Origin of the sequence: Paenibacillus chitinolyticus NBRC 15660 (assembly GCF_000739915.1) — a bacterium.
Lineage (GTDB): Bacteria > Bacillota > Bacilli > Paenibacillales > NBRC-103111 > Paenibacillus_F > Paenibacillus_F chitinolyticus.
Genome location: NZ_BBJT01000008.1, coordinates 184,004 through 195,492 on the forward strand (window position 1 = coordinate 184,004; position 11,489 = coordinate 195,492).

15 protein-coding genes are annotated in these 11,489 nt (G+C 47.8%); 4 read left to right on the plus strand and 11 right to left on the minus strand.

The annotated features are described in order from the left end of the window. Nucleotides 1-22: 22 nt before the first annotated feature. Nucleotides 23-247 carry a MerR family transcriptional regulator gene (locus PCH01S_RS19750; protein ID WP_042232234.1) on the minus strand — a complete coding sequence of 75 codons (225 nt, stop codon included), beginning with the start codon at nt 245-247 and terminating at the stop codon, nt 23-25. Nucleotides 248-480: 233 nt separating this feature from the next. On the opposite strand from PCH01S_RS19750, the gene PCH01S_RS19755 reads away from it, so the two are divergent. After that, nucleotides 481-834 (plus strand): hypothetical protein, encoded by a 354-nt coding sequence (locus tag PCH01S_RS19755; RefSeq protein WP_042232378.1) that lies wholly within the window; start codon nt 481-483, stop codon nt 832-834. On the opposite strand, the gene PCH01S_RS19760 is transcribed toward PCH01S_RS19755, so the two are convergent. The 9 genes from PCH01S_RS19760 to PCH01S_RS19800 all read right to left on the minus strand — a co-directional run bounded on the left by PCH01S_RS19760 (nt 831) and on the right by PCH01S_RS19800 (nt 7,708). Then, nucleotides 831-1,145, minus strand: coding sequence for a DMT family transporter (locus PCH01S_RS19760; RefSeq protein ID WP_042232236.1), 315 nt, complete (start codon nt 1,143-1,145; stop codon nt 831-833). The genes PCH01S_RS19755 and PCH01S_RS19760 overlap by 4 nt on opposite strands. Then, nucleotides 1,145-1,495 carry a DMT family transporter gene (locus tag PCH01S_RS19765; RefSeq protein ID WP_042232238.1) on the minus strand — a complete coding sequence of 117 codons (351 nt, stop codon included), beginning with the start codon at nt 1,493-1,495 and terminating at the stop codon, nt 1,145-1,147. Before PCH01S_RS19765 ends, PCH01S_RS19760 begins: the two co-directional genes overlap by 1 nt. Nucleotides 1,496-1,499: 4 nt before the next feature. Further along, nucleotides 1,500-2,261, minus strand: a complete 762-nt coding sequence (locus PCH01S_RS19770; protein ID WP_042232240.1) for a MerR family transcriptional regulator — start codon at nt 2,259-2,261, stop codon at nt 1,500-1,502. 195 nt (nt 2,262-2,456) lie between these two features. Beyond that, nucleotides 2,457-3,920 (minus strand): M56 family metallopeptidase, encoded by a 1,464-nt coding sequence (locus tag PCH01S_RS19775; RefSeq protein ID WP_042232243.1) that lies wholly within the window; start codon nt 3,918-3,920, stop codon nt 2,457-2,459. Beyond that, nucleotides 3,917-4,276 carry a BlaI/MecI/CopY family transcriptional regulator gene (locus tag PCH01S_RS19780; RefSeq protein WP_042232246.1) on the minus strand — a complete coding sequence of 120 codons (360 nt, stop codon included), beginning with the start codon at nt 4,274-4,276 and terminating at the stop codon, nt 3,917-3,919. Before PCH01S_RS19780 ends, PCH01S_RS19775 begins: the two co-directional genes overlap by 4 nt. Nucleotides 4,277-4,431: 155 nt before the next feature. Beyond that, on the minus strand, nt 4,432-4,794 hold the full coding sequence (locus tag PCH01S_RS19785; protein ID WP_042232248.1) for a hypothetical protein: 363 nt from the start codon (nt 4,792-4,794) through the stop codon (nt 4,432-4,434). A 301-nt stretch (nt 4,795-5,095) separates the two neighbouring features. Further along, on the minus strand, nt 5,096-6,022 hold the full coding sequence (locus PCH01S_RS19790; protein WP_241688782.1) for a hypothetical protein: 927 nt from the start codon (nt 6,020-6,022) through the stop codon (nt 5,096-5,098). Beyond that, nucleotides 6,012-6,551 (minus strand): RNA polymerase sigma factor, encoded by a 540-nt coding sequence (locus PCH01S_RS19795; protein ID WP_042232250.1) that lies wholly within the window; start codon nt 6,549-6,551, stop codon nt 6,012-6,014. Before PCH01S_RS19795 ends, PCH01S_RS19790 begins: the two co-directional genes overlap by 11 nt. Before the next feature lie 266 nt (nt 6,552-6,817). Continuing rightward, nucleotides 6,818-7,708, minus strand: coding sequence for a sigma-70 family RNA polymerase sigma factor (locus PCH01S_RS19800; RefSeq protein ID WP_042232252.1), 891 nt, complete (start codon nt 7,706-7,708; stop codon nt 6,818-6,820). A 191-nt stretch (nt 7,709-7,899) separates the two neighbouring features. Here PCH01S_RS19800 and PCH01S_RS19805 point away from each other — a divergent pair, with 191 nt between their 5' ends. The 3 genes from PCH01S_RS19805 to PCH01S_RS19815 all read left to right on the plus strand — a co-directional run bounded on the left by PCH01S_RS19805 (nt 7,900) and on the right by PCH01S_RS19815 (nt 9,717). Further along, nucleotides 7,900-8,373 (plus strand): carboxymuconolactone decarboxylase family protein, encoded by a 474-nt coding sequence (locus tag PCH01S_RS19805; RefSeq protein WP_042232255.1) that lies wholly within the window; start codon nt 7,900-7,902, stop codon nt 8,371-8,373. A 100-nt stretch (nt 8,374-8,473) separates the two neighbouring features. Continuing rightward, a complete protein-coding gene (locus PCH01S_RS19810; protein ID WP_042232256.1) occupies nt 8,474-9,115 on the plus strand; it encodes an NAD(P)H-dependent oxidoreductase in 642 nt (213 codons plus the stop codon). A 206-nt stretch (nt 9,116-9,321) separates the two neighbouring features. Then, nucleotides 9,322-9,717 carry a VOC family protein gene (locus PCH01S_RS19815; protein WP_042232258.1) on the plus strand — a complete coding sequence of 132 codons (396 nt, stop codon included), beginning with the start codon at nt 9,322-9,324 and terminating at the stop codon, nt 9,715-9,717. A 184-nt stretch (nt 9,718-9,901) separates the two neighbouring features. Here the strand turns inward: PCH01S_RS19815 and PCH01S_RS19820 are convergent, their stop codons facing one another. Next, the gene (locus PCH01S_RS19820) at nt 9,902-11,482 is read right to left on the minus strand and encodes a SagB/ThcOx family dehydrogenase (protein WP_042232262.1); all 1,581 of its coding nucleotides are present in this window, start codon (nt 11,480-11,482) and stop codon (nt 9,902-9,904) included. Between the last annotated feature and the right edge of the window lie 7 nt (nt 11,483-11,489).

Consider the following 11,489-nt stretch of genomic DNA (forward strand, 5'->3'; position numbering starts at 1 on the left):
AAAAACACCTATCCAGGTGTTTTTACCGCTCTAGCAGCTCGTCTATTTCCTTTTTCAATAAAAGGTACCTATGAACGCTTCTCATGATCGGCACCTTGGTCAACGTGCTTTTATCTACATAAGTCTTCATCTGATCTTTGGAGAGCCCCAGTAAATTTCCCGCTTCCGTGACCGTTAAAACAACCTCGTTACTCGTCGCATTGAACGTCTTTTTTACCTTTTGATTCCAATCTTGGAACACTTGCATAGGACGGCAACCTTCCTAATCTTAGCCAATACATTTCTTGACTGATTATTTAAGTATACCACAAGAAAGAAGCTTTACCTAAGCTCATCGGAATTTGGCAAAGCCTATTTCGCCTCTAGCTAGGCACCGTTTATGACAGAAGCCCATACAATACCAAGGTCAAATACCTACACCATTAGACAGGGAGGCAGCACATATGAGTTTTCACGGAGGCTTCGGAGGTTTTGGACCCGGTGGTTTCGGGCACGGCGGCTTTGGGCACGGAGGTTTTGGAGGCCCGTTCGGGTTTGGAAGTCCGTTCGGATTTGGAGGCTTTGGCACTCCGTTTGGGTTCGGGGGTTTTGGCACTCCGTTTGGGTTTGGAGGCTTTGGAACCCCCTTCTTTAGTCCTTTCTTTTTCCGCGAAAATAATCAAGGAACAGCTAACCCGTATTTCCCTGGACAATCAACCATACCTTACACAGGAGCTTCTCACTACACATACCCCGGGCAGCAAACGGGACCTCAATTTTACAACAATCAGCTGTGATCGCTTTGCGGAGAAAACAACAAAAGGAGCTGCCGCCGCAGCTCCTCTAATCATTTAACCGGCCAATTTCAACCCGGCGACAGAAAATATAACGCCGATAATACAACCGATCCGCAGCCAGCCTCTCGGTTCTTTGAAAAATAACATGCCCACAACAGCGGCCCCGACCGTTCCGATTCCCGTCCATACCGCGTAAGCCGTCGCCAGAGGGATCGTTTCCATCGCCCGGACAAGCAGTTGGAAGCTTACGATAAATCCCCCGATAAGGATAATGTTGTTGGTGACATTGTTTTTTTGAGCGACCCGTTTGATCCCGATCACCCCGATTACTTCCAGCAGACCCGCCGAAATGAGCAGCAGCCAATCCATCACGTCTCACTTCCTTTACCCGACAGTTTCAAACCGATGATACACGCCAGCAGAAGAAGGATAAAAACAATCCGTACCATGCTGACAGCTCCTCCGGACATGACGATTTCCACAATCGTAGTCCCGAGCGTCCCCACACCTGCAAACACGGCATAAACCGTTCCCACCGATAAAACCTTGGCTGCTTTAATGATTAATTCGAAGCTCGTCAACAGGGCGATGAGAACGACAATACCGGGAACATTTTCATATTTGAATCCGCTTGCCCACACAATCTCCAGCAGCCCTCCCAGGATCACATAGGCCCATGCTCTTGCTTCACTCATCCTCGCTTCCGCTTTGGCTTCCATCCTGCTAATCTCCCTCCTCCAAATGATGCAAATACCAGTCGACAATCCGGTCGATATAATCCATCACGTCGGCTTCCATTCCGTATACCTTCGCTTCTTTCCCTTCTTCGGGGCGGATTAGCGACCAATATTTCTCGATGAGCTGCTCATCCTGCTGAAACCAATCCATCGAAATTTCTACGATCCGAGCCGCAAGCTTTTGAGAAACGGCCGAGGACGGAGGCTCATGCAGGTGCTCCTTGACCTCCCGAATCAATTTTGCCCACGCCATATTCCGCGGATCGTCTGCGCTCAGGTCCGGCAAGCTTTTGATGATCCTAATCTCGTTATCCGTAAAATGTTGAGTCAGGAACGTTTCCCTGCCCTCGGATGGATCGCTTAGAGACCGGATGAATAGAAAAATGTCCTCCGACTCGACATCTCCCTTCATCTCGAACGCGTGCCGTGTGATCTGGAGCAGCTTTTCCATCTCATCCAACCGCCTTCTCTCTTCCGCAACCGTGGCCAGCTCAAAATCCAGATAAGCTCCCCAGTTAGTCTCGCTTGTCTCTTCCCCGGAGGAAAGCATCTTTTTGATCGAGGCCAGCGTAAAACCCAGCTCCTTCATCGCCGCAATATGCTGGAGCAGCTTAATTTCCCTGCCGGAGTAGTACCGGTAGCCCGAATCCGCTACCTTGGCGGGCTTCAGCAGTCCGATTTCATCGTAATATCTTAGCGTTCTTATCGATATATTCGTCTTCTTGGACAACTGTCCGATACTGTACATCTAAGTCCCTCCTTCCCCCATAATTATACAGTATCCAGTATAGTGGAGAGTCAAGAAGGGATTGAAATCTATACAGCCTCTATGTTGAAAAAAACGGAACAACAAAAGGCCCCGGCTTCTTGGCCGTGACCTTCCGGGTTGTCTGGAGAAGAAACGCAGGAGCAAATAGAAGATCGCTTCGGCTTCGGCTTATGCTTAAACCGCACTCCCGGTTTCATTGAAGTTCAGACGTTCCAAACGATCAATGAGCTGCCGCAGGCTTGTTTGGTCCTTGCCGTAGGATCTGACATCCTCACCGAGCATTTTTTCGGCCTGTTCTCTTGTGAGCGTAAAGGTGTACGCCGAGCCATCATCCGGACCCGCAGGATCCGCAATCGAATAGGTGATCCAATCGACGTTATCAATCAGACTTAACATCAGAATGGAATTCCGGTAAAAAGGTTCTCCGCTGCTTGCTCCGTCTTTTAACACAGCCGTATCGTCGTTCACGACATAATAGACCGTAACTCCGTAAGGCTGCGCCTTCGTTTGAAGCTCAATGCCCCTGCCTTCCAAGCCGTTTGGCCTTGGCATTCCGCCGATGAGGCCGCCTACTTTTATATGGTTGCCGACGTAGAGCGTTTTGTTGTTCATAAGCTTTTCCATATCATACCCGGAATAGAGCGGTTGCGAGGATAGCTGGGGCGGATGCGCTAAAGGCTTGGGATTGGCTGAACAACCTAGCACCAAGGCTGCAATAACAAGCGTAGAGCCTGCGGCCATCCAAGGGGAGGGCTGACGATAGGCGAGAATATTTTTAATCCTTGCCTTAATATTCCCCTCTCCAAAAGCAAGCGGACTACCGGTCCCGACCCCGCTCCTCCTTACCGCAAGTGAAAGCAAGGTCGTAGAGTAGCTTCCTTTAATCCGGTCGCCCATCTCGCGCACCACACTCTCGTCACAGGACATCTCCATGTCCTTGCTCATGAGCGCATAAGACAGCCACATAAGGGGGTTAAACCAATGGAGAGTCAAAATCACGAACGCCAGAGGTTTTATCCAATAATCCCGTCTCCGGATATGCGTCTCTTCATGCAGTAAAACGTACGACAACTCTTGCTCGCTAAGACCGGTCGGAATGTATATTCTCGGCTTCAGAAAACCGCATACAAACGGTGTGGTTATCCGGTCCGTCTCAAATAGTCGGTCCCTGACGAGAGTTGCCGTTCGGATTCTGGCTCGTATTCTCAAATATGACAGGACACTGTAAGAGAGGAGAACGACGATGCCCGTTATCCAGATTATACTTGCAATCCACAGGACGATTTGCATGGGATTTGCGCTTGATGCAGGTACGGCAGCGGGGAGAGTCGAGTTAATAAAACGGCTTATTCCGCTTATTCCGGCATCTACCATAGGATTTTTTTGCATCCCCATACTCTGCGGCACAAACTCCATGAAACCTGTTCCGGCTTTGCCTTGGGGCTGTACTAGCCGTAACAGGCTAAAGCTTGAAGTGAAGCTGACAGGGATAAGCAGTCTTACGGCTACGGCCGACCATAGGATGTAAGAGAATATTTTGGGGACCCGTTTCAAAAGCAATCTCGCAATCATAACCGCAAGAGCGACATAACTGGCCGTAATGCTCATATTAAGGATCGTAAGAAATAGGCTCGTCATCGGGTCGCCTCCTCAATAATCCGCTTCAGCTCCTCAGCCTCCTTCTCCGACAGTTTCTTTTCACCCAGAAAAGCGGTTAAAAACTGCGGCAAAGATCCGTTGAAGGCTTTATCTACAACCGTCCGGCTTTCGTATTTCTGCGCGTCCGTTTTCTTAATGATTGCAGTGACCGTCGCTTCCTCGTTTTTCAGGATTCCCCGCTCACAAAGCTTTCTTAACACGGTATAGGTTGTGGACTTCTTCCAGCCAAGCTTTGTTTGGCTTAGCTTTACAAGATCGGTAGAATTGACCGGTTCATGATCCCAAACCAGACAGGCAAATTTGTATTCGGCATCAAACAATTTGTACGGTTCCAATCAGATCGCCCCCTTGAAGGTTTATTAAGATAAACCTCGATGTAATGAGTTTATTGCAGTAAACCTCATTTGTCAAGATTCGGGGGCAGCAAAAAGACCCTGCCAGTCGGCTGGGTCTCTTATATGTGGGGGGGATTACTCATGCCTCCCCCCCCTCATAACGAAAAATCGGTCACGCCCTTCTTGTAAGCATACTTCAGTGTGTAGGCGTCTCCGTTCTCATAGGGCATGGATGCAATTTTTATTCGGGTATAATCCAGCCTGTATTCTCTTAAAACTTTTTTGATCAAAGCGATCCCGCGTGCTTCATCCGTAACGACGCAAAATATGTTAAGAGCATACGAAGTCGGGTCGGAAACACACTTTCCCATATCGAATCCGTCCACATGGCCAAGCCCCTCATCCGCTAAAAAAATCTCCAAGTACTCCATCACTTTATCTTTTAACCAGTGGTCACGCTGGCTGCCTTTTACGCTTTTTAGAGGAAACTGCACGACCAGCCAACTTTTTTCACTCATCAAAGTCACCGCCTATACGCTGAGTTATTTATCCCGTCTTGCGCGGGAAAATACTTTCCCCGAAGATTTCTATATTTTAACAAGGCTTATAGTCCAGTTTACACTCAAGCTATATTCAATGCGACCTGTTTTTCGAGTTTAAAAGATTTTGATCTCGCGCGTTCTCCTCTCGACATTCCTTAAGAACAAAAAAAGGCCCCGCTTTTCGCCGAGACCTTTTACATGCTGTTAAAACGAGCCGCAGCTCGGTAAATCCATTAGCTCGCCGCAGCCACGACAAGTGTCCAACCGCATCCGTTCCCTATTCGTGCACTTGACGGAGCATATCCGCACCTGTAACATAGCGATACTTTTTCGTTCCACCCTTACCGGTGATCTGAAAAATTTGATTGTCCGGATTATAAGTTACCGTATCTCCATATCCGGCCTTCAACGCCGCTTGAACATCGACCGATTGGATCTGGCCTTTTATAGGTTTGTAAATATAGATTTCTTTTGCAAAGGTCGATGCGACAACCTCGGTTACTCCATCCTTATCCAAGTCCTGCTCGTAAACGGTCCATGCATCCATTTGTTCGTAGGCCACAACCTTACCTTCTTTTAAAGCGATCCAATACACACATCTTCTTTCGGGCCCGCATTTTCCATCCAGCCGTAGATCCATCAAGCCAAAGGCATTACTCTTATGAAGTTTCGCTTCGGTCATTTTGCCATAACCAATTTCATAAAACTCATCCCCGGCCGAGCCAGGATGGTTGAAAAGCTGAAACCCGAAATAAGATATCGGATCCTCGTCCGATTTAATGTAATCCATATACGTTCCGATTCCCGCAATAGACACCGTTTCTTTTACATGCACAGACGCTAACGGCAGCCGCGACAAAGTATAGCCCCTAATTCCCTTATCTGTATCAGGGATAGCAGACAGTTCCTTTGCAGGTTCGTAATGCAGGGTGATATCTTCGCTGGAAACTCCGTTGGTTCCCGTTATCGCCTTCCCCAATGTTTGAAAGGCTGCCGGTAAATTATCAAAGACCGGAAAGAGCAGGAGGCAGATCAGAAGACCTGTCAGCGGAGCAGCCATATAGACGAATGGTTTTTTCAGCTTCTTTCTTTGGTTCTGTTCAACCCGTGTAAGGACCGTCTGCTTCATCTGTTCCGTGAATATGCCCCTTCCAATAGAGCTTTCCTTAACCATTGCCGCCCAGTTCGTTTTCTCAGGATTCATGGTTTAGATTCCTCCATCTTCTTTCAACTTCTTTGCGCGCTCTGCTCATTCTTGACTTTACCGTTCCTTCAGAGATATGAAGCAATTCCGCTATTTCTTGAATAGTCAACTCATGTTCCAGATTCAGAATAAGAACTTCCCTTAGTTTTCGGGATAAACTCATAATAATTTTGCGGAGATCCGCAGCCGCCTGATTCGCCATATAGTCACCCTCGGCTGACTGCGCTACTTGAGTGCTTTTCACATTTCCAAACAACAGAATCCTTCGGAAATAACCGGATCTCATTTCATTAATCGCAATATTTCTTGTAATGGAAAAAAGCCAGGTTTTGAAAGAGGATTGCCCTCGAAAAGTAGACATTTTTAAATGAACTTTAAGAAATACTTCCTGTGCAATATCATTGGATTGCTCGTAATTACCGGTCAATGCATAGGCATACCTCCACACATCGTCCCCATATTGAGTCATCAAATTGTACAATTCCGTACTATCGACCTCTTGAAAATATTTCAGGTACTCGGTTTCCAATTTTTGTCCCCCTCCCAACCTATTAGACAAGATACCGTGTTCAAAGTTCCCTTAATTTTGTTGACGCCGAAAAAATATTTCTGAATATGGAGGGATAGATGGCTGTCGTAAAAAATGAGACGAAGACCGAAAAAGTACTGCCTGCACCAATTAATGGATGAGCCCCTGACCTGCTAAGGGGCATAAAAAAACACCTGGCCAATAACGGATCCAGGCGGATTTTTCGCTTCGGAACAACTGTAAGTTTGTCCGAACAAAATAAAACATTAGTCCGGATTGACCAGAGTTCCATCGCTTAACACTGCCAGATCGAGCCGACTTATTCGTTCCGGATCGGAGATCAGGTCGACCTCGGCAATTTTTTCTTGATTCACTGTAAATTGGAGTACATAAAGCAACCTGCCTCGTGGCGCCACTATGATTCCTGCTTGTCCTTTCACAAGGGCCAGTTGTGCCGCTTTCTGCGCACGTCCCGAAACTTGTTTCGCTAGGGCGAGCGCTCCTCGCGTTACTCTTGAAGATCCTGTTTGGCGATCATCGCGAAGTACAACGTCCGGATCAAGCATAGCTACAAGAGTATCGAAATCGCCTAAATGAGCCGCGGCCAGAAATGCTTTAACAACGTCGCGCTGGTGAGCAAAATCGGCTTCCGGCACTGTCTTCGCCCCGCGAATTCGCCGGCGTGCCCGGCTCGCAAGTTGTCTTGTTGCGGTTTCCGACTTTCCGACAACCGGAGCAATCTCGTTGAAGGGAATGGTGAAAACATCATGCAGTACGAATGTGACACGTTCCACAGGATTCAAATTACCGAGCACGACTAACAGTGCAATACCGACAGAATCAGCCAGTTCAGCTTCTTGTTCGGGATCGATTATATTCTCTTGACTTGTGAAAGACTGGGGCAAGTGAGTTTCTAACGAATCTTCGCGCCTGGATTTTCGCGTTCGTAACATATCCAGACAGATACGCGAAACAACGGTGGTCAACCATCCTCCCATATTCTCGATGCCTCTTCCGTCCTCACGGCTAAGACGCAACCAAGTCTCCTGTACGGCGTCCTCCGCTTCACTCAATGATCCCAGCATTCGATAAGCCACTGCCTGAAGGTGTTTCCGGTGTGCTTCGAACGTATTTGCCAACCCCACTTGTTTACTCATCATTCAAACTCCTCGCGCAAAATAGAAGCCTCTATAAGTATTGACGAATGAAGCCCGAACAACGTGACAAGATGACGAACATGGGCTGATTTCTTTTTCCAAAATAATGTTGTCACATATCCCGAGGGTTGTTCCGTCAGCTTATTAAAGGGCCAAAACAGGTTCTAATCCAAATCAAAGGAGATCCCCGCATGAAATCGAGAATGGAAAGTCCCGCTATAATCATGCCCGATGTGTCACAAGCTTTACAAGCCCTAGGCAAAGCCCTGTTTGCATCCGCAGAGAAAACAGCGATCCCGAGCCGTACGCTTTTTCTTTCGTATCTTCGGGCAAGCCAGATCAATGGGGACAGCGTATGTGTCGAACTTCATTCACGCAATGCCTTAGCGGCAGGCGAAACTACAGAGCGCCTACTAGCCGTGGCGGCATGGCGTGAGACGGAACACTTCAATGACGCCGAACGCGCTGCCCTTGCGCTTAGTGAATCTGTTACCCGACTCAGTGACCGAGAAGATCCAGTGCCGGATAAGATCTTTAATGAAGCGGCCCGACACTTTGATGAGGCTGCTTTGGCCACCCTTATCGCCGGGATCGCAACGGCCAACCTCTGGAATCGTTTTAACGTTTCTACAAGACAGATCGCCTCAGTTCCTGCAGGAAAATAATGAAAACTAATTATACAGCCATAAATGGAGGGCGTGAGCGGCAGCTTCCTTCCTCCGATATGATTGTTTTCCAAAAAAAGCGGAAGAAGGTGCTTTCAATATGGCAACAGTGTTATATATTACGGCAAATCCACAGGATGAAGAAAAATCATACAGCATGCTAGTAGGTAAAGAGTTCGTACAGGCGTATCGATCCGCAAATCCATCGGATGAAGTGATCCATCTTGATCTGTATAAAATGGAAATACCTCAACTTGATCAAGATATTTTTAGCGGTTGGGGAAAGCTGAACGCGGGTATTTCATTTGAAAAATTAACCCGCCCGGAGAAAATGAAACTAGGCCGTCTCGGAGAGTTAGTTGACCAATTTGTTGCCGCAGACAAGTATATATTTGTTACTCCGGTTTGGAACTATTCGTATCCGCCTGTTATGAAGTCATATATCGATTCCATTTGTATAGCAGGCAAGACCTTCAAGTATTTACCCGATATCGGCCGGGTTGGCTTACTGAATGATAAAAAAGCGGTGCATATTCAAGCCAGCGGAAGCTTCTTGTCACCGGGCTCGGATGATGCAGACTTAGAAATGGGTCACCGTCACCTGAAGACCATCATGGAATTTATGGGGGTTCCCAGCTTTGAAGGGATATTCGTTGAAGGAATGGCCGCAAAACCCGAGCAAGAACCTGCGATAAAAGAAAAGGCTATTCGACAAGCGCGTGAGATTGCACTTAGATTTTGACGTTGATTTAAATAAAAGCAATTATTTCTGCCGACAACCCTAGCGCCAGGTTGCAATCCCGTGCTCCTCTGCTTCGCTCCATCTGCGCGGACTGAACCCCCGGATTGCAAACGAATAATTTTTTTAGTAATTGCAATAATGAAAAAAGAGAATCAAAAAGAGTGCATAATAAAAGATTTAAGGAAGCCAAAACGTAGGAGGTAATCATGGGCAGATTAGTTCATTTCGAAATTCATGTAGATGACATGGAACGTGCTAAGAAATTTTATGGAGAGGTATTTGGATGGACATTTGAGGATTGGAGCCATTACGCTGGAATGCCCTATTTCGGAGCTATGACGGGTGATGCGAATGAACCTGGAATTAACGGTGCTTTGATGCAACGCCAAGGTCCTCCCCCAAATCCAGACCAGCCTTTAAACGGTTATGTGTGCACATTGGGAGTAGAAGATTATGATTCTACAGAAGAGAAAATTCTTAATCATGGAGGCAAGCTCGCATTGCCAAAGTATGCACTGCCTGGAATGGCGTGGCAAGGGTATTATATTGACACGGAGGGGAATATTTTTGGTATTCATCAGCCAGATAAGAATGCAAAATAGATTTTTTCTTCTTTACACATAGAAAAACCCGACCTCATGCGGTCGGGTTTTTCTATGTGTAGGCGAACCGCGGCTTTGTAAACCACAATTCGCCGCAATATGCTGATTCGGATGTTTTTCTAACGGCATCTCATTTGCTGTCTCTAAACGACTATAAGATTCACAGAAGCTCTACCCATCCCCTCTAGCCATGCAATCCTCCCGTTAAGCGGGGACTATGACGATAGGGTCCTATCGGGATTTGGATTAGGCTCGTTAACCCTTGTGTAGTCATCTTGTAGATCTCATCACATAATCGCGCATCAAATCCGAGGAGCGGATGTCCCCCTAACCCGATTGCCGATGCCGCTAACAGCAGACGCTGTACAAGGATCCCTGCTTCCATCTGCTGGATACGGTATCCTCTATACCCCAGCGCTGTTGCAAGATGATCCTTGTCCCCTGCAATATGAAAACATAGCGGCACTTGAAACAGGTTCACATTATCGGAAGGCATCCCTTGCTGCAGTTGAAGCCGATAATCCCCATGACGTACCAATCGTAATGCATGAGCAGCGCTGTCATAATGGTAGGCACCTTCCGGAATACCCTCAACGTTATACAGACAAACGTATAGTGAGACGCGGGAAACGGGGTTCCCACGCACTCCGTTCAAATCATTCCAATCTCTGGAGGGAATCGTGGCCTCTCGCAGCAGTAAGGCCAGCTGCTCTTGGCTTACCTTGCTCATCCTAAAATCACTGTCCGGTGAATACCGCCTTCGGCTTACTGACGCCAAATCATACAACAATCGCTTCACATAGGGCAGAACCACCACATGCCCCCCGCAGTGAGCGATCTTCTTCTCCCCGGTTCGCGGTATCGATCGAAGCGATTCCAATAGGGATGCTTCGTTCATTTTGATCAGCATCGGAAATTCCCTAACCCTCCGGGACCGGACGTAATGGTCATGCTGAACCGTCGGCAGCTCCCGGCACAATTCGGTAGCGGAGACACTCCTCTCTCCCTCATTGCTATTGGCAAACCAAGAGATCTCTGGCTCCACCGACAACGGAATCACCGCATAAACACTTTCCTCTTGTTCGGATATCCCGAGAAGATAATTCACGGCCCGATCGAGAAACCGGAAATACACTCCCGACGCATAGCCAAACCGTTTGGCCACCTCCAAGAGCTGCCCGATCAGCGCACCCGCATCCAGTCCTTGCAGGCGGTAGGAAAAGTTATTGTATTTAAAGAAGTTTTTCCAGAACAGGGTCGATACAAAAACAGTACCAAAGCAAGCCAAAACGTCATAGCGATTACCCATAGCCCCGGCTAAATACGAATCGAAGTTGCCTTCGCGCAGCAGCACCAAGCGGTGGTGTGCCACATCATAATGATATACCCCCGTAGGCAAATCCTCTATCTTCAGATACACGTATACTTCATTCGGATATAACGCTCCCCCGGAGGGGGCAAACCGTCGGTACATCTGCATCAGACCCATCGATTGTACCATGGAATTTGAGGCAAGAACTGACTGGGACAATTGAGTGAGCCCGAATACGTACCAGAGAAAATGGCCCACCCGGCGAAGGTCGGGCTTCACTGGAGCTTCGCCACCTGCGAGCGTCAGCGGTATTTCCGGAGATAACGGAACCACAGGCAAACCGCGATAGAGCTTATACGCAAGCGGCCCGTCTTCCCAGTCTACCGCCAAGTCCGGGGGTTTGGTCTTGTCAATGTCATAATGTAAATTGTCCAGAAACGTCTCCAGGCTCATCCTTGTC